Origin of the sequence: Stenotrophomonas sp. TWI169, from assembly GCF_039674705.1 — a bacterium.
GTDB lineage: Bacteria > Pseudomonadota > Gammaproteobacteria > Xanthomonadales > Xanthomonadaceae > Stenotrophomonas > Stenotrophomonas maltophilia_P.
In genome coordinates this window covers 23,696-45,857 of the sequence record NZ_JBDJOB010000023.1, presented here as the reverse complement: position 1 = coordinate 45,857, position 22,162 = coordinate 23,696, and the positions used below count along the sequence as shown (strand labels likewise).

Below are 22,162 nucleotides of genomic sequence, written 5' to 3'. Positions count from 1 at the left end.
CGGACAACCATGTCAAAGCTCATTTCCTACGCGCAGAATTTCGAAGACGTCATGCTCTGGCGCGCGCTGTCACATGTGGACAATGGCTGCTATGTCGATGTGGGCGCACAGAGCCCCGATACCGACTCGGTAAGCCGGATGTTCTACGAGCATGGCTGGCGCGGCGTGCACGTGGAGCCCACGCCGCAGTATGCCAACCTGCTGCGCGATCGCCGGCCGGATGAGGTGGTGCTGCAGGTTGCCGTAAGCGATCAACCCGGGATACTGCAGTTCTTCAACATCGCCGATACCGGCCTGAGCACCACGGATCCGGCCATCGCTGCCGAACATCGGGAGGCGGGCTTCAACGTCTCCGACGTGCGTGTGCCGGCGCTGACGCTGGACACCGTGCTGGAGCAGGTGCCAGCCACTGACATCCACTGGTTGAAGGTCGACGTCGAGGGCGCAGAGGAACTGGTGCTGCGCGGCTGGCAGCGCGATACCCGCTTGCCCTGGCTGGTCGTGGTGGAAAGCACGCGTCCGCTGAGTTCGGAACAATCCCACCAGAGCTGGGAACCGATCCTGCTCGACAAGGGGTACCGGTTCGTCTATTTCGACGGCCTCAACCGGTTCTACGCCAGTGCGCAGCATCCCGAACTGGATGCGGCATTCGAGAGCGGACCCAATGTGTTCGATGATTTCAGTCTGAGTTCGGGCTCGCAGTTCTGCTCGCAGATCAACCTGGCCTATCACGAACTGCAGACGCTGGCGGATCGACGCGAGGTCGAACTGAACGAGCGGATCCAGGATCTGGACGCGGCACTGCAGCGGGCGCAGGAAGAATCTGCCGAGGCAACCGAGCACAACGCCCGGGCAATGGAAAGGCTGCGCAGCGAGCACGAAGGCGCGGTCCGTGCGATGGCAGTGGCCCAGCGGGAACTGGTGAGCAAGCATGAGCGTGAGCGCAGCCTGCTCGACAGGAAGGCGCTGACCGAACTGCACGAGCTGACTGAGCAGGTCACCAAGGGCAAGCACGAGGCCCATCGTTGGTGGTTGGCGCATGAGCAGCTGCGCGCGCAGCTGGATGCGATCGAACGCAGCCGTTCGTGGCAGCTCACGCGGCCGTTCCGGGCAGTGCGCCGACGCCTGTCGTCCAGCGTGCTGGGCCGCATGAAACGTGCGCTGCGGCCGGCGGTCGTGCGCGTGCTGAAGGTCGCCATGGCCGCACCGTGGCTGCGACGCCTGGCCAAGCCCCTGGTTACGCGCATTCCCTTCCTTCACCAGCGCCTGCAGAAGATCGCCATCAGCGAACAGCTGTTCGAGATCGAGCGGGCGCGATTGGCTGCAATGGAGGGCAACGAGCACGAAGTCACTGTCGTCCATCTGGATCGACGGGCCCGGCGCGTGCTGGAAGACCTGAAGCGTTCAAGGAATGAAAGGGCTGCCCGATGAGAGTGCTGATTGACCTGCAGGGTGCACAGACCGAGAGCCGATTCCGGGGCATCGGGCGCTATTCGACCTCGCTGGCGCAAGCGATGGCCCGCAATGCGGGCGACCATGAGATCTGGGTGGCGGTCAACGGCACCTTCCCCGATGGCATCGGCGACATCCGCCAGGCCCTGGATGGCCTGGTCCCGCAGGAACGGATCCGTCAGTTCGATACCTTCAGCCGGGTAGGCTGGCCGAACGCCGCGGATGCGTGGCGGCGTGGTGCATCCGAGCTGATGTGGGAAGCGTTCCTGGATGGCCTCCAGCCCGACTTCATCCACGTATCCAGCCTGTTCGAAGGTTCCCAGGGCGGTGCGGTCGGCTCGATCGGCAAGTTGCCGGGCGTACGGGCGGCGACTGCGCTGACCCTTTATGACCTGATTCCGCTGCTCAATCCCGACGTCTATCTGGCATCGGACTGGGTCCGGTCCTGGTACATGGACAAGGTCGAGTCGCTCAAGCGCGCCGACCTGCTGCTGTCGATCTCCCAGCATGCCCGGCAGGAGGCATTGCAGGCGTTGGATATCGATCCGGCGCGTGTGGTCAACATCTCCTCGGCAATCTCGCCGCACTTCGTGCCGATGGCCATCGGCGAACGCGAGCAGACCCTGTTCCGCGAGCGCTTCGGCCTGCGTGGCCGCTACGTGATGTACAGCGGGGCAATGGAGCCGCGCAAGAATGCAGAGGGTCTGCTGCGGGCATTCTCCCTGATGGATCCGGCCGTACGTGCGTCGACGCAGCTGGTCATCGCCGGCAAAGTGTCCGAGCACGACCGCCGCAATTTCGATGTGCTGGCAGCGCAGCTCGGCGTCAGCAACCAGGTGGTGTTCACCGGCTATATCACCGACGAAGAGCTGATTGCGCTGTACAGCGCGACGGCGGCCTTCGTGTTCCCCTCGTTGCATGAAGGCTTTGGCCTGCCCGCGCTGGAGGCCATGTCCTGCGGAGCACCGACCATTGGCTCGGGCACGACCAGCATCCCCGAGGTGATCGGTCGTGAAGATGCGTTGTTCGATCCAACGGAGCCTGCTTCGATCGCCCGCTCCATGCAGAAGGTTCTGACCGACACCGCATTCGCCGACTCCCTGCGTGCCCATGCCCCCCTGCAGGCGGCGAAGTTCTCGTGGGACAATTCGGCCAAGGCCGCGCTGCAGGCCATGGAAGCGGTCGCATCGCGTCGTGCGCCACGCGATCGCCGCTGGGTCGCCGCGTCGCCTGCACTCGACGCCGGCTACCGCACCCTGGTCCAGGCGGTGGGTGGGCTGGACGTCGGCTGCGAGCCGGAACCCTTCGAACTGCAGCAGGCGGCAGCGCTGATCTCCTCCGGAACGGCGGCCAACGAGGCGCTCGCACGCGGCGGTGAACTGCCCGCGTCGCTGTCCTGGCGCGTGGAAGGTCCATTCGACAGCAGCTACAGCCTGGCCCTGGTGAACCGTTGCCTCGCGGAAGCATTGGCCGATCGTGGCCACCGCGTGGGTCTGCATTCGACCGAGGGCCCGGGTGATTTCGATCCGTCACCGCAGTTCCTTGCGCGCAATCCGCGCGTGGCGGCGCTGCATGCTGCCGTGGCCGCGATCCCGGCCGACCAGGCCGAGGTGACCAGCCGACTGCTGTATCCGCCACGGGTTGCCGATGCACGCGCAAGGATGAACCTGCTGCACGCCTATCCCTGGGAGGAGAGCGGTTTTCCGCAGGAGTGGGTCGAGGAGTTCAATGACAGCCTGCAGGGGATCTCCTGCGTTTCGCATCATGTCGAGAAGATCATGGTGGATAACGGCGTGTCGGTTCCCCTTGGCGTCTGCTGGAACGGCGTGGATCACTGGGAGCAGATTGTTGCCGATGCGACCTATCCGGTGCCGGGCAGGGGGTTCCGCTTCCTCCACGTGTCCTCGTGCTTCCCGCGCAAGGGCGTGGACGCGATGCTTCTGGCCTATGGCAAGGCGTTCAGCGCCGCCGACGATGTCAGCCTCGTCATCAAGACCTTCGCCAATCCACACAATGAAGTGCATCGCTGGCTGGCTGAAGCACGCCGCGACAACCCGGATTATCCGGACGTGCACATCATCGAGGAGGACGTGAGCGACGCCCAGCTCAAGCATCTGTACGCGAGCTGCAACGCGCTGCTGGCGCCGAGCCGGGCTGAAGGCTTTGGCCTGCCATTGGCCGAAGCGATGCTGGGCGGCCTGCCGGTGATCACCACCAACTGGGGGGGGCAGCTGGATTTCTGCAGCGAAGAAACCGCCTGGATGGTGGATTACCGCTTCGTTCCGGCGCAGACCCACTTCAATCTGCGCAATTCGGTCTGGGCCGAACCCGATGTCGACGCGCTGGCCGCCGCAATGCGTGAGGTGCACGGCGCCGATCCGGCGCGTGTGCGGGACAAGGTCGAGGCCGCGCGGCGACTTCTGAAGTCGCGCTTCACGTGGTCCGATGCCGCGCGGAGACTGGAGCAGGACGTACGCGCGTTCGCGGCGCAGCCGACGCTGCCCGATGCGCGCGTCGGCTGGATCACGACCTGGAATACGCGCTGCGGCGTGGCCAGTTACGCCAGCTATCTCGTGGAGAGCGGCGGAACGCCGGTGGCGATCCTGGCGGCCGAGGCCGATGACCGCACGTTCCGCGATGGGCCAGAGGTTGTCCGCTGCTGGCGGCAGGGCGAAGGCGACATGCTCGAGCGGCTGGAACAGCAGATCGAGCGCCTGAAGCTGGACACGCTGATCATCCAGTTCCAGTACGGCTTCTTTGACTTCCCCGCGTTCTCGGCCTTCCTTGAGCGGCAGCAGGCGGCCGGCAGGGGCCTGATCGTGATGATGCATGCAACCGTTGATGCCGCGGAGAATCCGCGCAAGCGGCTGCGCGACCTGGGGCCGGCACTGGCCGGCTGCGATCGCGTGCTGGTGCACTCCATACACGACCTCAACCGTCTCAAGGACATCGGCGTGGAGCGCAACACCGCGATGTTCCCGCACGGCATCCTGGAACCGGCTGAGCCGGCGGCGGCAAACACGGGCGCACGCCTGCGCGTCGTTTCCTACGGTTTCTTCCTGCCGCACAAGGGGTTGCTGGAACTGATCGACGCTGTTGCGTTGATGGTCGCCCAGGGCGTGGACGTCGAACTGGCGATGATCAATGCCGAGTATCCGGTGGATGTCTCGCGGCAGCAGATCGACCAGGCGGTGGCGCGCGTCGTGCAGCACGGCCTGCAGTCGCGTGTGCGCATGGTGACCCGTTTCCTGCGTGACCAGGAGAGCATGCAGGAGCTGGTGCAGGCCGATGTGGTGGTGTTCCCATACCAGGGCACCGGCGAATCCTCCAGCGCGGCAGTCCGCTACGGGCTGGCCTCAGGCCGCCCGGTGGCCGTCACGCCGCTGGCGATCTTCGACAACGTCGGCGACGTCGTTCACCGTCTGCCCGGGACCTCCCCGGCCGATCTTGCGGCCGGTCTGCGGCAACTGCTGCGTGCCAGCCGTGACGGCGATCCAGTGTTGGCCGATGTGCAGCAGCGTGCCGCACAATGGCGCGCCGAACACCGGTATCCTGCGCTGGCCCGCCGTCTGGACTCCATGGCTCGACAGATCCTCCGCACGCGTCGGCAGGTTCTGGCTGCAAATACACTCAATCATCAGGACGAGAAGCAATGAAGAAGGCAATCATCACAGGCATCACGGGTCAGGACGGCGCCTATCTCACCCAGCTGCTGCTGGAGAAGGGCTATGAAGTGCACGGCACCTACCGCCGCACCAGCTCGGTCAATTTCTGGCGCCTGGATGAGCTGGGCGTGACCAACCACCCGAACCTGCACCTGGTGGAGTACGACCTGACCGACCTCGGCACGTCGCTGGCGATGGTGCAGAAGATCCAGCCGGACGAGATCTACAACCTGGCCGCACAGAGCTTCGTCGGCGTCAGCTTCGACCAGCCGACCACCACCGCGCAGATCACCGGCGTGGGTGCACTGAACCTGCTGGAAGCGATCCGCCTGGTCAATCCGAAGATCCGCTTCTACCAGGCGTCGACCTCGGAAATGTTCGGCAAGGTGCAGGCCGTGCCGCAGGTGGAGGACACCCCGTTCTACCCGCGCAGCCCGTACGGCGTGGCCAAGCTCTACGCGCACTGGATCACCGTCAACTACCGCGAGAGCTACGACATCTTCGGTTCCAGCGGCATCCTGTTCAACCACGAAAGCCCGCTGCGCGGTCGCGAGTTCGTGACCCGCAAGATCACCGACTCGGTTGCCAAGATCAAGCTGGGCCAGCTGGACGTCCTGGAACTGGGCAACCTGGACGCCAAGCGTGACTGGGGCTTCGCCAAGGAATACGTGGAAGGCATGTGGCGCATGCTGCAGGCCGAGCAGCCGGACACCTTCGTGCTGGCCACCAACCGTACCGAGACCGTGCGCGACTTCGTGGCGATGGCGTTCAAGGGCGCCGGCATCGATGTCGAGTTCAAGGGCAAGGACGTGGACGAAGTCGCGGTGGACACCGCCACCGGCAAGACCGTGATGCGCATCAATCCGAAGTTCCACCGCCCGGCCGAAGTCGATCTGCTGATCGGCAACCCGGAAAAGGCCGAGCGCATCCTTGGCTGGAAGCCGCAGACCAGCCTGGAACAGCTGTGCCAGATGATGGTCGAGGCTGACCTCAAGAGGAACGAGCGTGGCTTCTCGTTCTGAGTTGTCAGGCCAGCGCGTGCTGGTCACGGGGGCGTCCGGGTTCACCGGGCGCTACGTGATCGAGCGCCTGCGTGCTGCCGGTTGCGATGTGCATGATCTGCATTCCGGCGACACCGCAACGTCGGTCAATCTGCTCGACCGTGCTGCGCTCAAGCAGCACGTCGCCAGAGTGCGTCCGCAGCGCGTGGTCCATCTGGCTGCGATCTCGTTCGTCGCCCACGGTGATGCCGACGAGATCTACCGGGTCAACGTGGTGGGTACGCGCAACCTGCTGGAAGCGCTGGCGTCTCTGGACGAGGCACCGAGCAATGTACTGCTGGCCAGCAGTGCCAATGTCTACGGCAACGCGTCCGGCGTGCTCGACGAGCAGGCGCCGCTTTCGCCACAGAACGACTACGCGGTCAGCAAGATGGCGATGGAGGCCATGGCGGCGCTGTGGATCGATCAGCTTCCGCTGACCCTGGTGCGTCCATTCAACTACACCGGCGTGGGCCAGGACGAGAAGTTCCTGATTCCGAAGATCGTGGCGCACTTCCGCCGCGGTGCCGATGTGATCGAGCTGGGCAACACCGATGTCTCGCGCGATTTCAATGACGTGCGGGGCGTGGCCGCTGCCTACGAAGGCCTGCTGGCACTGCCGGGCAATGGCCAGACCTACAACGTCTGCTCCGGCCAGGAGCATTCGCTGCATGAGGTCATCGAACGCATGCGTGGCATCTCCGGCCGCGACATCGAAGTGAAAGTGAATCCCGCCTTCGTCCGCGCCAACGAGGTCAAGTCGCTGCGTGGTGACAACGGCAAGCTGCGGGCCGCGGTCGGCTCATTGCCGGACTTCGATCTGGGCGAGACGCTTCGTTGGATGTATCAGGCCCGCGCGGAGGCCTGAAAGAGCGCGGGGTCCGCTTCGGCGGATCCCGCCTTCAGTGCAGGGAGAACACGCAGTGCATTATGTCTGGCAACTGATTGCGCCGGTATTGGCGATGTGTCTTGCTGTCATCGGCAGCTCGACCCTGCTGGCCGTCGCCGGCATCCGCGTGAGCCCGCATCTGCGACAGATCGGGCCGGTCCAGGCGTTGCTGCTTGCAAGCGTGTGCGTACTGGCCCTGCTGATGAATGCCAATGCGTGGCTGCCCGGCTACGTGGTGTTTCCCTGTTTCCTGATCAGCGGGGCCGTGGGAGCCCTCGTGGCGCTTCGCCGTGGCTTCGCCGATCCGCTCGCCCATGCGTCGATCTGGGCGTTCACGATCAGTCTGCTTGCGGGCGTTCTGCTGGTCGCATGGTGGAATCTCATGTTCGCCTCCCGGCATCTGTGGATGCTTGAAGGCACCAACCATGATCTGGTGTTCTTCTACGGCGGTGCCAAATGGGCCATGCAACACCCGCTCTGGGTCGAGCAGGCCACGGTGGCCCGCGAGTGGGCGCTGGGGCAATGCGGTCAGGGCATGCAGTTCATCGGCAACGGCTGCATCGTGCAGCGCAATGGGGCGTACAGCCTGTTGGCACTGGCGTCCAGCTTCGTGCCGGAGGCAGGCCCAAACCAGGTGCGGGCGATGATCGGCACCGCCGCACTGTTCCCGGTGCTCGGCATGCTGCCCTCGATGGCAGGCCGCTTCGGCGGCGCGCGTCGCTGGCCGCGGGGAACCGCGGTGGCCTTCCTGCTGGCGGTGCTGTGCATGCTGGGTACCGGCATGATGCTTGCGGTGGTCAACGAGAACATCGGTACGGCGATGGCGGGCGCCCTGCTGATGATGATCGTGCTGTGGGCACTTACGCCGATGCAGTCGCTGGGTGCAAAGTGGATCATGCTGGGTGCAGCCGCGGGCTGTACCGGCATGGCATACGGCGAAGCGGCGGTGCATGCGTGCATGATCGTGGCCCTGGCCGTACTGGTGACGGCCATGTGGCTGCGTTCCTGGCGGGTGTTCCTGCTGGGCGGCCTGCTGGCGATGCTGGCCTGCGCGATCGTCCTCAACCGGATGCTGCCCGAGCTGATGGCATCCTATGCCCAGGTCAGTGGCATCGTCGCGCAGTCGTCGTGGCCCAGCTGGTACATCCGGCAGCCCTTCTGGGGTTGGTGGCTGTCGGCTCCCTTCGCCGGCCTGCTGATGACCGGCGAACCTGCCGTGAATCCGGAAGCCATCATGCTCGGGATGGTGCTGATGGCGTCCACTGCATGGCTTTCCATCCGGGAAGGACGCTGGCGGTTCTTCGTCGGCTTGCTGGCAGCCAGCATGGTGCTGGTTGCCTATGTGCAGAGCCATGGCTATCAGTACGGCGAGCACAAGCTGGTGCAGGTGCTCGGGCCGGCATGGGTGGCGCTGTTGAGCTGGCTTCTGCTGCGCCATGCGCGCCGTCGCGGCCGCACAGGTGTGGTACTGCTGCTGATGGCGACGCTGGGGGCCCTGTCGGCAGCCTACGCCGTGCGTTCGCGATCGATCCTGGTCTCGCATGTGCCTTCGGGTATCACCCATGCCCTCTCGGAAGCGATCAGGCTGCCGCAGAAGGGAGATGAGGTCGTCATCGACACGTCCGGGGTCAACGGGCCGGAGCGGTACGTCAAGCAGGACTTTGCTGTGCTGGAGCTGCATCGGCGCGGGGTGCGCGCGCGCATTGCCGACCGTGGCGACGCTCCGGTGGGGTACAGCGATGCCCTGTTCAATGACAGCCTGCGCGCTGCCGAATCACCCGATTGGCTGCTGGTACTCAGGCAGCCCGGTACGGGCCCAGCGCTGCCGCCGGGCACTGCCCCGCTCCTGGAAGATCCCACATTCGCATTGTTCTCGCTGCAGTCCGGTCAGTTGCCGCTGGCCCAGGCGGGTACGGGCTGGCACACCTGCGAACAGGATCACTGCTGGACCCGCGGCGCCTTCAGCCTTGAAACCTTCGTGCCCAAAGGATGTGCGGGCGCACGACTGCAGGTTGATCTGGATCTGCTGCAGCCACCCGCCGAGGGACGTATCCATGTGACCGTCAACGGTGTGGAAGCAGCAACCGTCGACGGGCACCAGGGCGAGGTCAGTCTGCCGCTGGCCGGCGGCAGCTCGGTGGTCGTCCTCGCGCCGGATTGGCCGGTTGCGTCGCCGCAGGCGTTGGGTCTATCAACCGATCCCCGGCCTCTGTTCGCCAGCGTGTCCCACGCCCGCATCAGCTGCGGCGTGCCTGCCGAGCCGGCAGAATGACGGTCTCCACAATCATCCATCGAACTGCGTCGGGCCACGGCCATGGCGCAAGAGGTCTCCCATGCAACTCCTGATCGTCTTCGGCCTGGTCATCCTGGGCGCCTGTGGAACCGTCCTGCTGAAGGTCGGGGCAGGGCGTGTCACCTATTCCGACGGCCTCCTGCCGATGCTGTCGTCTGCGTTCAACCTGCCACTGGTGACCGGCTTCATCCTGCAGATGATCCCGCTGGTGTCGTGGGTGGTGCTGCTCAAGTACATGCCACTGACCAAGCTGCAGCCGATGATCGCCCTGACCTACGTGGTGACACCGGTGCTTGCCGTGCTGTTCCTGGGCGAGCACATCGGCCCACTGCGCATGGCCGGAATCGGCCTGATCGTGCTGGGCGTGGTACTGGTGAGCGCGAGCTGAGCATGAAGATCCTGATCGTCCTGACCTACTACACGCCCTACATGAGCGGGGTGACTGAATTCGCGCGGATGCTTGCCGAGGACCTGTCCCATCGCCACGAGGTCACCGTGCTCACCACCCAGCACGATGCATCCCTGCCGGTGGAAGAGACCATCAACGGCGTGCGCGTGGTGCGCGCACCGGTGTTCGCCCGCATGCACAAAGGCGTCCTGAGCTGGAAGTTCATCACCTGGTTCCGCCGACTGGCGCGGCAGCATGATGTGGTCAACCTGCATATGCCGATGCTGGAGTCGGGCCTGCTGTCATTGCTGGTTCCTGCCCGCAAGCTGGTGGTGAACTACCAGTGCGACATGGCCGTGGTGGGTGGACTGCTGGACCGGCTGGCGGTGAACGTGACCCGTGTGTCCTGCTGGCTGGCCACGCGGCGCGCCCGTGATGTCGGGGTGCTCACCCACGATTACGCGAGCTCATCGGCCTGGTTGTCCGGTATCCGTCACAAGCAGCATGAAGTGCTGGCGCCGATGAAGGCGATGCCCTGGCAGGATCGCCCGGCGAGTACCGACGGGGTGTTCCGCTTTGGTTTCGTGGGCCGCTTCGTCGCCGAGAAAGGCCTGCCCGTCCTGCTGGAGGCCTTCAGCCAGGTCCATGCCCTGCATGGCGACCGTGTCCGCCTGGTGCTGGTCGGGGATACCCACAACATCGCCGGCGGCGGCATCATGGATGCCATCCACGGCAGCATCGCCGCGCTGGGGGATGCGGTCGACGTGCGCGGTCGCGTCAGCGAACAGGAACTGCAGGCGTTCTATGCGCAGCTCGATGTGCTGGTACTGCCCAGCGTCAACCGCTATGAAGCGTTCGGCATGGTGCAGCTGGAGGCGATGCTCAGTGGTTCACGGGTGATCGCGTCGAACCTGCCGGGCGTGCGCACCATCGTGCAGAACACCGGCAATGGCGAAGTGGTGCCGGTCGGTGATGCACCGGCACTGGCGGCAGCGATGCTGCGCCTGATGGCCAGCCGCGATGCGGCAAGCCGTGCCGAGGTACGCGCACAGGCACTGCAGGCCTATCCGCTGCGGCGCTTCTACGACCTGCAGGAAGCCATGCTGCTGGATCGTACCGGGCCCGAGCGTCCGGCCTGATCCCACCTGGCCGGGTTGCCAGCGCTGCCTGCGGGCAGCGCTGGCACCGTCATTCCCCGCGCTCGAATGACGGGCTGCGCGCCGGTGGCGCAGCCGTGATGTGCCTGATTCAGATCGCCGCCAGTACCGACAGGCCACCCACCAGCACCGTGATCAGGCTGCCGGGATCCTTCACTGCGAACACGACCGGGTCGTCGTGCATCTGTCCACGGTGGGCCAGCAGCCAGGTGCGGCAGATCCAGTAGAGCAGGACCGGGCACAGCAGCCACAGGAACAGCGGATGCCCGTAGAGCTCCTGGCTTTCCGGCGCGTTGATGTACAGGCACAGCACCAGTACCGACGCCATGCCCGACGCGGTACCCAGGGCCTGTACCAGTCCCAGGTCCTCGACGTGGTAGCCACGCCCGCTGGGCTTCTCCTTGCCGCTGGCCAGCGTCATGCGCAGTTCGGTGTAGCGCTTGAGCATGGCCAGGCTGAGGAAGATGAACATCGAGAAGGTCAGCAGCCAGAACGAAAGCGTGACGTCGATTGCCGCGGCACCGCCGACGATGCGGATGGTGTAGAGCGCGGCCAGCATCACCACATCGATCATCACCACCTGCTTCATCCGCAGGGAATAGGCCAGGGTGAGGCAGAAATAGATGGCCAGTACCAGCAGGAATGCAGGGGCGACAATGGCCGCCAGCAGGAAGCCGGCCAGGGTCAGTACCGGCGTGGCCAGCAGCCCCGAACGCAGATCCAGCCGGCCACAGGCGAACGGGCGCTTGCGCTTGCGCGGATGCTGCCGGTCCGAGTCGAGGTCCAGCAGATCATTGAACAGATACACGCCGGATGCGCACAGCCCGAAGGCGATGAACGCCAGCACCGCGTTGAGCGTGGTCTCCAGCTCCAGGAAACGATGACTCGCCAGCAATGGCACGAATACCAGCACGTTCTTCAGCCACTGGTGGACACGCATCGCCTTGAGCCAGGCGCGTGGGCCGCCGCCTTCGCGGGGCCAGTGTGCGGCAAGCTCCGAACAGTGCGCCGCAGCGCGGGCGACGCCGGCACCGGCGTTGACCACCCAGGCCGAATGCGCGTGCTTCCAGATGGCCAGATCGACCCGCGCGTTGCCCATGTAGTCGAAACCGCGCTCGCCGAACGCCTTCACCAGCAGATCGGCCTTGCGATGGCCGGCAAGATTGGTGTGTCCATCGCTGCAGAACACGTCGTCGAACACGCCCAGATGGCGCGCGATCGGCTCCACCAGTGCCGCGTCCGATGCCGTGCACAGGACCCGCCTGCGATCACTGCTGGTCCGCAGCAGTTCGACCACGCGCGGGTCGTACGGCAGCAGTGCCGGATCGCCGGCACCGTGCACCGCCAGCTGGTGCTTCAGGTGCGCCTTGCCACGCAGCAGCCAGAACGGCAGCACGAACAGCATCCAGGGCTGCCGTGCCAGCATCCTCAGGAAGGTCTCGTACAACAGGTCACTGCGCAGCAGGGTGCCGTCCAGATCAACACACAACGGCCTCGAACGGCCGGCACCCGAAGCACTCACCGATCAGCCTCCCGCGCGGCCGTACTGGTCTTCGAAACGAACGATATCGTCCTCGCCCAGGTAGCTGCCCGACTGCACTTCGATCAACTCCAGCGGCAGCTTGCCCGGGTTCTTCAGGCGATGGGTGACACCCAGCGGGATGTACGTGCTCTGGTTTTCCGACAGCAGGATGACCTCGTCGCCCCGGGTCACCTCGGCCGTGCCGCTGACCACGATCCAGTGCTCGGCGCGGTGGTGATGCATCTGCAGGCTCAGGGTCGCGCCCGGCTTGACGGTGATGCGCTTGACCTGGAAGCGGTCGCCGTTGTCGATGGAATCGTAGGCGCCCCACGGACGATACACCTTGCGGTGCGCGGCAGCTTCACTGCGGCCCTCGCGCTTGATCCGGCCGACAATCTCCTTGACGTCCTGCACGCGGTCCTTGTGGCCGACGAACACGGCGTCGTCGGTCTCCACGACCACCACGTCCTGCAGGCCGACCATCGCGATCAGGCGGTTGCCATAGGCATAGCTGTCCTTGCAGTCCAGGGCGATGACATCGCCATGGCAGGCGTTGCCGTCGGCATCCTTGTCGGACACTTCCCACAATGCCGACCACGAGCCGACGTCATTCCATTCCGCGTCGAGCGGTACCACGGCGGCATCGGCGGTCTTTTCCATCACCGCGTAGTCGATCGAGTCGTTCGGGCTGGCAGCGAAGGCCTCGGCGTCGAGGCGGATGAAGTCGTTGTCGCGTGCGGCCTTGTCGAGCGCATTGCGGCAGGCGGCGAGGATCGCCGGCTGCAGCGTCTCCAGTTCCTTCAGGTAGCGCGAGGCCTTGAACAGGAACATGCCGCTGTTCCAGAAGTACTCGCCGGATGCCACGTACTGTTCGGCGGTAGCCAGGTCGGGCTTCTCGACGAAGCGGTCGACGGCACGCACGCCTTCACCCGTGGCGGCCTTGATGTAGCCGTAGCCGGTCTCCGGCGCCGTCGGCACGATGCCGAAGGTGACCAGCTTGCCGGATTCGGCCGCGACGGCGGCCTGCTTGACCGCGGCATGGAACGCCGCCTCGTTGCGGACCACGTGGTCCGACGGCAGCACCAGCAGCAGCGCGTCATCGCCGGCCGACAGTGCCTGCAGCGCGGCGATGGCGATCGCCGGCGCGGTGTTGCGGCCGACCGGCTCGAGGATCAGCGCCTGCGGCAGCACCTTGCATTCGCGCAGCTGCTCGGCCGCCATGAAACGGTGTTCCTGGTTGGCGACCACGATCGGTGCCGCGCCGGCAATCGACGCAACGCGCTTCCAGGTCGCCTGCAGCATCGTGTCGTTGCCGACCAGCGGCAGGAACTGCTTCGGATACGCTTCGCGCGACAGCGGCCACAGACGCGTGCCAGAGCCGCCGGAAAGAATGACGGGAACGATGGGATTCATGGTGCGTCCTTCGGTTAATGGTTTGCCGGCGTGCCGCCGATCAGGGCGGTCAGCTCGGCGATGCGTTCGCGCAGCAGGGCGTCATCGCCACGGGTTTCGATGTTCAGGCGCAGCAGCGGCTCGGTGTTGGAGCTGCGCAGGTTGAAGCGCCAGTCGGCGAAATCCGCACTGACGCCATCGGTATGGTCCAGTACCGGCTGCTGTTGCTGGAAATGCGCCAGCACGCGCGCCACGGTCGCCTTGGCATCATCGACACGGAAGTTGATCTCGCCGCTGCACGGATAGGCCTTCATGCGATCGGCCACCAGCTCGCCCAGTGACTTGCCGGTCGTGGAAACCAGCTGCGCGATCAGCAGCCACGGGATCATGCCCGAGTCGCAGTAGGCGAACTCGCGGAAGTAATGGTGGGCGCTCATCTCGCCGCCGTAGATGGCATCTTCGGCACGCATGCGCTCCTTGATGAACGCATGCCCGGTCTTGCTCATGATCGGCACGCCGCCGGCCTGCTCGACCATTTCCACGGTGTTCCAGGTCAGGCGCGGGTCGTGGATGATCTTGCCGCCCGCCTGGCGGGCCAGCAGTGCCGTCGCCAGCAGCCCGACCAGGTAGTAGCCCTCGATGAAGTTGCCGTCGGCGTCGAAGAAGAAGCAGCGATCGAAATCGCCGTCCCAGGCGATGCCGAAATCGGCACCGTGCGCGCGCACGGCATCGCGCGTTGCCGCACGGTTCTCCGGCAGCAGCGGATTGGGGATGCCATTCGGGAAACTGCCATCGGCCTCGTGCTGGATGCGGATGAACTCGAACGGCAGGTGCGGCGCCAGTTCGTCGATCACCAGGCCAGCGCCACCGTTGCCGGGGTTGGTGACGATCTTCAGCGGCTTCAGGCCGGCCACGTCGACGTAGCCGAGCAGGTGCTGGATGTAGGCGGACTTGTCGGTGTCCTGGCGGACCTCGCCCTGGCCGGTTCCCAGCGGCGCCTCCGAGGCGGCGAAGTCGCGGATGTCGAACAGGCCGGTATCGCCGCTGATCGGCTTGGACTCCTCGCGCACCAGCTTCATCCCGTTGTAGTCCATCGGGTTGTGGCTGGCGGTGACCATGATGCCGCCGGCGGCCTTGCGGTGGAAGGTCTGGAAATAGACCTCCTCGGTACCGCACATGCCGATGTCGATGACATCGCGGCCGCTGGCGGTCAGGCCTTCGATGGCGGCCTGCAGGAGGGCAGGGCTGCTCAGGCGGATATCGTGTCCCACCACCACCGGTCCCGGGCCCAGCAACGCGGCAGTGCCGGCGCCGATGCGGCGGGCAAGGCGTTCATCCAGTTCATCCGGAACGCGGCCACGGATGTCATAGGCCTTGAAACACGGGAGCGTCATCAATGCAGTCCTTACACGGGTTGACCCCGGATTATAGCGACAGGCACTGCAAGGACGGGTGAGCCAGGCCAGCGTCCCTGCGGGCCCCAGAAGGAAGGGAATGCCGCGTAACCTGTTGATTACGCGGCACCCCGGGCGGGCGCTCAGCCCAGCGCGGCCTCGAGTTCGGGCAGGATCGTGAACAGATCCCCGACCAGGCCGATATCGGCAATCTCGAAGATCGGCGCATCGCCGTCCTTGTTGATCGCCACGATTGTGCCGGCATCCTTGATGCCGGTCAGGTGCTGGATCGCACCGCTGATGCCGACGGCCACGTACAGCTCCGGCGCGATGATCTTGCCGGTCTGGCCGACCTGCAGGTCGCTGGGCACGTAGCCGGCATCGACGGCGGCGCGCGAGGCGCCGACGGCGGCACCGAGCTTGTCGGCCAGCTGGAAGACGACCTTGAAGTTCTCTTCCGAGCCGACACCACGGCCACCGGAGACCACGCGCTTGGCGCTCTGCAGGTCCGGACGGTCGCTGGCACCGGCGGCCAGACCGACGAAACGGGTGTGGGTCGGCAGTGCCGCATCCACGCTGGCCGCTTCGATGGCAGCGCTGCCGCCCTGCGCGGCTTCCGGCCACGACGCGGCACGCACGGTGGCGACCACGACCTGGTCGGCCGGGGCTTCCACAGTGATGATGGCGTTGCCGGCGTAGATCGGGCGCTTGAAGGTGTGGCTGCCTTCCACGGCCATCAGGTCGGAGACCTGGTTGACACCCAGCAGGGCGGCCACGCACGGCATCAGGTCCTTGCCGAAGGTGGTGGACGGGCCGAACACGTGGCTGTAGCCCTTGGCCAGCTGTGCGATCTGCGGCGCCAGCACCTGGGCCAGGGCCTGTGCGTTGGCGGCGTTGGCCACGGTCAGGACCTTGGCGACGCCGGCGATCCTGGCGGCCTCGGCGGCGACGGCCGTCGGATCGGCGGCCAGCACCAGCACGTCGATGCTGGCACCGCTGATGGCAGCGGCGGCGCTGACGGTCTTGGCGGTGGCGGCGTTGAGCTTGCCGTCGTGGTGCTCGGCGATGACGAGAATCTTGCTCATTACAGCAACCCCTTCTGCTTGAGTGCGGCCACCAGTTCGGCCGCGTCCTTGACCATTACACCCTTGCTGCGCTTGGACGGCGCAGCGTACCGGGTGGTCTTGAAGGTGTCGGCGGCTTCAACGCCGAGGTCGGCCAGCTGCAGGGTTTCCAGCGGCTTGGCCTTGGCCTTCATGATGTCCGGCAGCTTGATGAAGCGCGGCTCGTTCAGGCGCAGGTCGGTGGTGACGACCGCCGGCAGATCCACTTCCAGTGTTTCCAGGCCGGCGTCGACCTCACGGGTCACCGTGGCCTTGCCATCGGCGATGTCCAGCTTGCTGGCGAAGGTCGCCTGCGGGCGGCCCCAGAGCGTGGCCAGCATCTGCCCGGTCTGGTTGGCATCATCGTCGATGGCCTGCTTGCCGAGGATCACCAGGTCCGGCTGCTCCTTCTCGACCAGCTTGAGCAGGGTGCGCGCGGCGGTCAGCGGCTGGATGGCCTGGTCGGTGACCACGTGCACGGCACGGTTGGCGCCCATGGCCAGGCCGTTGCGCAGATGCGCCTGGGCGTCGGCCGGGGCGATGGTGGCCACCACCACCTCCGTGGCGATGCCCTTGTCGCGCAGGCGCAGGGCTTCTTCCAGGGCGATTTCATCGAAAGGATTGGGAGACAGCTTGACGCCGTCGGTGACCACGCCGGAACCGTCCGGCTTGACCTGAATGCGGACGTTGTAGTCCACCACGCGCTTGTATGCGACGAGGATTTTCATCTGGTACGGGGTCCTTCAGTAACAGGGAGAACGTCCGGTCCTGACAGCAACCGGTTCGGGGGTGGGATCCCGATTCTAGCTGGCTTGGGGCAACCATGCGAATGCGTATGGTTGTGCTGCGGCGCACTAATGCTCCCTCAGGGAAGGGGCTCTGTTCACCCGTCAGAGGCAGTGGTAAAGGTGGGCCCGATGTATCCTGCTGCGCTGCACCCGACTGCCAGGCGGCGCGGGAGCCTTGATCGAACAGGAGTAACGGGTAGTGCCAACTTGGATTGTCACCGGCGGCGCCGGGTTCATTGGCGGCAATTTCGTCCTCGAGGCCGTGGCCCGTGGCGTCAAGGTCGTCAACCTCGATGCACTGACCTACGCCGGCAACCTGCAGACGCTGTCCAGCCTGGAAGGTAATCCGGACCACGTGTTCGTGCACGGGGACATCGGCGACCGCGAGCGGGTCGCCCGCCTGCTCGCCGAGCATCAGCCCGATGCGGTGCTGAACTTCGCAGCCGAGAGCCACGTCGACCGCTCCATCGATGGCCCCGGGGCCTTCATCCAGACCAATGTGGTGGGGACCCTGTGCCTGCTCGAAGCGGTGCGCGACTACTGGAAGGCGTTGCCGGCCGAGCGCGGCGCAGCGTTCCGCTTCCTGCATGTGTCCACCGACGAGGTGTACGGCACGCTGGGCGAGACCGGCGCGTTCAGCGAGACCACCCCGTACGCGCCGAACTCGCCGTACTCGGCGTCCAAGGCCGCGTCCGATCACCTGGTGCGTGCGTTCCACCACACCTACGGGCTGCCGGTGCTGACCACCAACTGCTCCAACAACTACGGCCCCTACCACTTCCCGGAAAAGCTCATCCCGCTGGTGATCGCCAAGGCGCTGGCCGGCGAACCGCTGCCGGTCTACGGCGACGGCAGGCAGGTGCGTGACTGGCTGTTCGTGTCAGATCACTGCGAGGCGATCCGCACCGTGCTGGCCAAGGGCCGGGTGGGCGAGACCTACAATGTGGGCGGCAATTCGGAACGGCAGAACATCGAGGTGGTGCATGCGATCTGCGCTCTGCTGGACCAGCGCCGTCCGCGCGCTGACGGGCAGCCGCGCAGCAGCCAGATCACCCATGTGGCCGATCGCCCCGGCCATGACCGTCGCTATGCGATCGATGCCAGCAAGCTGAAGAACGAATTGGGCTGGCAGCCGGCGCACACGTTCGAGCAGGGCATCGCCTTCACTGTTGACTGGTACCTGGAGAACCAGGACTGGGTCGAGGGCGTGCTTGACGGCAGCTACCGCCTGCAGCGCATCGGCACTACGGCCTGAACCCAGGAGACGTCATGACCCAGCGCAAGGGCATCATCCTCGCCGGCGGAACCGGCACCCGGCTGTATCCGATCACCAAGGGCGTCAGCAAGCAGCTGTTGCCCGTGTACGACAAGCCGATGATCTACTACCCGCTCAGCGTGCTGATGCTGGCCGGCATCCGGGAAGTGCTGATCATCAACACCCCGCATGAGCAGGCCCTGTTCCAGCAGCTGCTGGGTGATGGCTCGCAGTGGGGCATGGACATCCAGTACGCCGTGCAGCCCAGTCCGGATGGGCTGGCGCAGGCGTATCTGATCGGCCGCGAGTTCGTCGCCGGCAAACCCAGCTGCCTGGTGCTCGGCGACAACATCTTCCATGGCCACGGCCTGCGCGACGTGCTCCGGCGTGCCGATGCCCGCACCGATGGCGCGACCGTGTTCGGCTACTGGGTCAACGATCCCGAGCGTTACGGCGTGGCCGAATTCGACAAGGACGGCCGGGTTGTCGGCCTGGTCGAAAAGCCGCAGAACCCGCGTTCCAACTACGCGGTCACCGGCCTGTATTTCTATGATGGCAACGCCAGCGATTATGCGGCCGAGCTGAGGCCTTCGCCGCGCGGCGAGCTGGAAATCACCGATCTCAACCAGCGCTATCTCGGTGCGGGCAGCCTGCATCTGGAGGCGCTGGGGCGTGGCTATGCATGGCTGGATACCGGCACTCACCAGTCGCTGCTGGAAGCGTCCAACTTCATCGAGACCATCCAGACGCGCCAGGGCCTGCAGGTCTGCTGTCCGGAAGAAGTGGCGTTCGGGCAGGGCTGGATCAATGCCGAGCAGCTGGAAGCGCTGGCCGCCCCGTTGATCAAGAATGGCTACGGCCAGTACCTGCACACACTCGCATTGCGTGGAGTGGTTCCGTGAAAGTGATTGAAACCCGGTTGCCGGGATGTGTGGTGATTGAACCGGCGGTGTTCGGTGACGAGCGCGGCTTCTTCTTCGAGGGCTGGAATGCGGCGCGATTCGGCCAGCTGGGCCTGCCCGACCGCTTCGTGCAGAGCAATGTCTCCTCATCGAGCAAGGGCGTGCTGCGCGGCCTGCATTACCAGTGGCCGCGACCGCAGGGCAAGCTGGTGAGCGTGCTGGAAGGCGAGGTGTACGACGTGGCCGTCGATATCCGCCGCGGATCGCCCACCTTCGGCCAATGGGAAGCGGTGGTGCTGAGCGCGCAGAACAAGCGCCAGTTCTGGATTCCGGAAGGCTTCGCGCACGGATTTGCCGTGCTGTCCGACGCCGCGCTGTTCCACTACCTGTGTACCGATGTGTACGTGAAGGAAGCCGATGCCGGAGTGCGCTGGAACGACGCGGACATCGCAGTGGACTGGCCGGTGGGCGCGCCGACGCTCTCGCCCAAGGACGAACATGCGCCGTTCCTGAAGGACATCGCCGAGGAACGTCTGCCGGTCTTCGCGCCATGACGGTTCTCGTGCTGGGTGGCAACGGCCAGGTCGGCCAGGAGCTGCTGCGCGCGCTGGCGCCGTTGGGGCCGGTGGTCGCCACCACCCGCAGTGGCCGGCTCCCTGACGGCAGCCCCTGCGAGACGGCGGACTTCGGCCAGCCCGGGAGCCTGCCGGCGCTGCTGGATCGCGTGCAGCCATCGGTGGTGGTCAATGCGGCGGCCTATACCGCCGTGGATCGCGCCGAGCAGGACATCGAAGCCGCCTTCGCCGCCAATGCGCAGGCCCCGGGCGTGATCGCGCGCTGGTGCCAGGCGCAGGGCGTGCCGTTCGTGCATTACTCCACCGACTACGTGTTCGACGGCGAAGGTTCCGCGCCCTATCGCGAGGACGAGCCGACCGCGCCGCTGGGTGTGTATGGCACCAGCAAGCGCGATGGCGAAGACGCCGTGCGCGCTGCCGGTGGCCGCCACCTGATCTTCCGTACCGCATGGGTGTATGCCGAGCACGGCGCGAACTTCCTGCGCACGATGCTGCGCCTGGGCGCAGAGCGCGACCATCTGCGTGTGGTGGCCGACCAGATCGGCACGCCGACGCCGGCTGCGCTGATCGCCGATGTCACCGCGCTCGCGCTGCAGCATCCTGCCGCGCTCTCCGGTACCTGGCACCTCACCGCCAGTGGCCAGACCAGCTGGCACGGCTTCGCTGAAGCGATCTTCGCCGAAGCGCTGGCAACCGGTGTCCTGCACAGGGTGCCGGTGGTTGAAGCGATTCCGGGTGCCGAGTATCCGACCCCGGCGCGGCGGCCGGCCTGGTCGGTGCTGGACAACAGCGCCCTGCAGCAGGCGCTGGGCATCGTGCTGCCGCCGTGGCAGGACGGCCTGAAGCAGGTCATGGCCGCGATCGCGCGCGGCTGAGGGCACGCCGCAATTGCTGCGGCGCATCCCAGCCGGATGCGGGTGTGCCGCTAGAATGCGGGCATCCTTACCGTGTGGGACAGCAAAGCGATGGACAAGTCCAATACCGGCGGCAAGCGCAGCAAGCGCTATGCCAGCGCGGCCCAGGCGCTGGAGGGCGTGGTCGCCGATGGCCAGACGCTGGCCGTCGGCGGCTTCGGCCTGTGTGGCATACCCGAGGCACTGATCGCAGCCTTGCGCGACAGTGGAGTCAAGGGCCTGACCGTGATCTCCAACAACGCCGGCGTCGATGGCTTCGGCCTGGGCCAGCTGCTGGAAACACGCCAGATCAGCAGGATGATTTCGTCGTACGTGGGCGAGAACAAGGAGTTCGAGCGGCAGTTCCTGGCCGGTGAGCTGGAGCTGGAATTCAATCCACAGGGCACCCTGGCCGAGCGCCTGCGTGCCGGCGGCGCCGGAATTCCTGCCTTCTTCACTGCCACCGGCTACGGCACGGTGGTGGCCGAAGGCAAGGAGACCCGCGAATTCGACGGCAGGCACTATGTGCTGGAAACCGCGCTGCGTGCCGACGTTGCCCTGGTGAAGGCGTGGAAGGCCGACGAAGCCGGCAACCTGGTGTTCCGCAAGACCGCGCGCAATTTCAATCCTGCCTGCGCGATGGCCGGCAAGGTGTGCATCGCCGAAGTGGAAGAGGTGGTGCCGGTCGGTGCGATCGATCCGGACCAGGTGCATCTGCCGGGGATCTATGTGCATCGCATCGTGCACAACGCGCATCCTGAAAAGCGAATCGAGCAGCGCACCGTGCGTGCGGAGGGCAACTGACATGGCGTGGACCCGCGATGAGATGGCGGCCCGCGCCGCCCGTGAACTGACCGACGGTGCCTATGTGAACCTGGGCATCGGCCTGCCGACCCTGGTCGCCAACCACATTCCCGAAGGCGTGGACGTGTGGCTGCAATCCGAGAACGGCCTGCTTGGCATCGGCCCGTTCCCGACCGAAGCCGAGGTCGATGCCGACCTGATCAACGCCGGCAAGCAGACCGTGACCGCGCGCGCCGGTGCCAGCTACTTCGGCAGCCATGACAGTTTCGCCATGATCCGTGGCGGCCACATCAACCTGGCCATTCTTGGCGCGATGCAGGTGACCGACAAGGGCGATCTGGCGAACTGGATGGTGCCCGGCAAGATGGTCAAGGGCATGGGCGGCGCGATGGACCTGGTGGCCGGCGTGCAGCGCGTGGTGGTGCTGATGGAGCACACCGCGAAGAACGGCGAGCACAAGGTGCTGGCCGAATGTACGCTGCCGTTGACCGGCGTGGGCGTGGTCGACCGCATCATCACCGATCTGGCTGTGTTCGACGTGACCGATGCCGGTCTGGTGCTGGTGGAGACCGCGCCGGGGGTTGACGAGGACGAACTGAAGGAAAAGACCGGCGTGCCGTTCCGGCGTGCCTGAGTCCGGCGGGGCGGCC

Annotated in this window: 18 protein-coding genes; 13 read left to right on the top strand and 5 right to left on the bottom strand. The window is 65.8% G+C overall.

The features are described from left to right. Window positions 1-9: 9 nt before the first annotated feature. The 7 genes from ABE543_RS15820 to ABE543_RS15790 all read left to right on the top strand — a co-directional run bounded on the left by ABE543_RS15820 (window position 10) and on the right by ABE543_RS15790 (window position 10,866). Window positions 10-1,431 (top strand): FkbM family methyltransferase, encoded by a 1,422-nt coding sequence (locus ABE543_RS15820; RefSeq protein ID WP_346475879.1) that lies wholly within the window; start codon window positions 10-12, stop codon window positions 1,429-1,431. Then, the gene (locus tag ABE543_RS15815) at window positions 1,428-5,108 is read left to right on the top strand and encodes a glycosyltransferase (RefSeq protein WP_346475878.1); all 3,681 of its coding nucleotides are present in this window, start codon (window positions 1,428-1,430) and stop codon (window positions 5,106-5,108) included. The genes ABE543_RS15820 and ABE543_RS15815 overlap by 4 nt, the downstream gene beginning before the upstream one ends. Continuing rightward, window positions 5,105-6,139 (top strand): GDP-mannose 4,6-dehydratase, encoded by a 1,035-nt coding sequence (gene gmd / locus ABE543_RS15810; protein WP_053516980.1) that lies wholly within the window; start codon window positions 5,105-5,107, stop codon window positions 6,137-6,139. The genes ABE543_RS15815 and gmd overlap by 4 nt, the downstream gene beginning before the upstream one ends. Further along, window positions 6,123-7,025, top strand: coding sequence for a GDP-mannose 4,6-dehydratase (locus ABE543_RS15805; protein ID WP_053516979.1), 903 nt, complete (start codon window positions 6,123-6,125; stop codon window positions 7,023-7,025). The genes gmd and ABE543_RS15805 overlap by 17 nt, the downstream gene beginning before the upstream one ends. Before the next feature lie 94 nt (window positions 7,026-7,119). After that, window positions 7,120-9,318, top strand: coding sequence for a hypothetical protein (locus tag ABE543_RS15800; protein ID WP_346475877.1), 2,199 nt, complete (start codon window positions 7,120-7,122; stop codon window positions 9,316-9,318). A gap of 61 nt (window positions 9,319-9,379) precedes the next feature. After that, window positions 9,380-9,727, top strand: a complete 348-nt coding sequence (locus ABE543_RS15795) for an EamA family transporter (RefSeq protein WP_053516976.1) — start codon at window positions 9,380-9,382, stop codon at window positions 9,725-9,727. A gap of 2 nt (window positions 9,728-9,729) precedes the next feature. After that, window positions 9,730-10,866: a glycosyltransferase family 4 protein gene (locus tag ABE543_RS15790; RefSeq protein ID WP_111186688.1), complete on the top strand. Its 1,137-nt coding sequence runs from the start codon at window positions 9,730-9,732 to the stop codon at window positions 10,864-10,866. A gap of 109 nt (window positions 10,867-10,975) precedes the next feature. Here the strand turns inward: ABE543_RS15790 and ABE543_RS15785 are convergent, their stop codons facing one another. The 5 genes from ABE543_RS15785 to ABE543_RS15765 form a co-directional block, all read right to left on the bottom strand. Beyond that, complete coding sequence (locus tag ABE543_RS15785) at window positions 10,976-12,406, bottom strand: UbiA family prenyltransferase (RefSeq protein WP_262218483.1); 1,431 nt, start codon at window positions 12,404-12,406, stop codon at window positions 10,976-10,978. A 3-nt stretch (window positions 12,407-12,409) separates the two neighbouring features. Next, the gene (locus tag ABE543_RS15780; RefSeq protein ID WP_065175349.1) at window positions 12,410-13,819 is read right to left on the bottom strand and encodes a mannose-1-phosphate guanylyltransferase/mannose-6-phosphate isomerase; all 1,410 of its coding nucleotides are present in this window, start codon (window positions 13,817-13,819) and stop codon (window positions 12,410-12,412) included. Window positions 13,820-13,833: 14 nt separating this feature from the next. Next, on the bottom strand, window positions 13,834-15,192 hold the full coding sequence (locus ABE543_RS15775; protein WP_053516973.1) for a phosphomannomutase/phosphoglucomutase: 1,359 nt from the start codon (window positions 15,190-15,192) through the stop codon (window positions 13,834-13,836). Between the two features lie 143 nt (window positions 15,193-15,335). Beyond that, window positions 15,336-16,277: an electron transfer flavoprotein subunit alpha/FixB family protein gene (locus ABE543_RS15770; RefSeq protein WP_065182502.1), complete on the bottom strand. Its 942-nt coding sequence runs from the start codon at window positions 16,275-16,277 to the stop codon at window positions 15,336-15,338. Continuing rightward, window positions 16,277-17,023 carry an electron transfer flavoprotein subunit beta/FixA family protein gene (locus tag ABE543_RS15765; protein WP_053516970.1) on the bottom strand — a complete coding sequence of 249 codons (747 nt, stop codon included), beginning with the start codon at window positions 17,021-17,023 and terminating at the stop codon, window positions 16,277-16,279. Before ABE543_RS15765 ends, ABE543_RS15770 begins: the two co-directional genes overlap by 1 nt. Window positions 17,024-17,282: 259 nt before the next feature. Between ABE543_RS15765 and rfbB the strand changes: the two genes are divergently transcribed. The 6 genes from rfbB (at window position 17,283) to ABE543_RS15735 (ending at window position 22,146) form a co-directional block, all read left to right on the top strand. Beyond that, complete coding sequence (gene rfbB / locus ABE543_RS15760) at window positions 17,283-18,338, top strand: dTDP-glucose 4,6-dehydratase (RefSeq protein ID WP_164152896.1); 1,056 nt, start codon at window positions 17,283-17,285, stop codon at window positions 18,336-18,338. 14 nt (window positions 18,339-18,352) lie between these two features. Further along, on the top strand, window positions 18,353-19,240 hold the full coding sequence (rfbA, locus tag ABE543_RS15755) for a glucose-1-phosphate thymidylyltransferase RfbA (protein ID WP_053516968.1): 888 nt from the start codon (window positions 18,353-18,355) through the stop codon (window positions 19,238-19,240). Then, on the top strand, window positions 19,237-19,794 hold the full coding sequence (gene rfbC / locus ABE543_RS15750) for a dTDP-4-dehydrorhamnose 3,5-epimerase (RefSeq protein ID WP_346475876.1): 558 nt from the start codon (window positions 19,237-19,239) through the stop codon (window positions 19,792-19,794). The genes rfbA and rfbC overlap by 4 nt, the downstream gene beginning before the upstream one ends. Then, window positions 19,791-20,690, top strand: a complete 900-nt coding sequence (rfbD, locus tag ABE543_RS15745; protein ID WP_346475875.1) for a dTDP-4-dehydrorhamnose reductase — start codon at window positions 19,791-19,793, stop codon at window positions 20,688-20,690. The genes rfbC and rfbD overlap by 4 nt, the downstream gene beginning before the upstream one ends. 90 nt (window positions 20,691-20,780) lie before the next feature. Continuing rightward, complete coding sequence (locus ABE543_RS15740; protein ID WP_053516964.1) at window positions 20,781-21,512, top strand: CoA transferase subunit A; 732 nt, start codon at window positions 20,781-20,783, stop codon at window positions 21,510-21,512. Between the two features lies 1 nt (window position 21,513). Further along, window positions 21,514-22,146, top strand: a complete 633-nt coding sequence (locus ABE543_RS15735) for a CoA transferase subunit B (RefSeq protein WP_065175345.1) — start codon at window positions 21,514-21,516, stop codon at window positions 22,144-22,146. The last annotated feature ends 16 nt before the right edge of the window (window positions 22,147-22,162 follow it).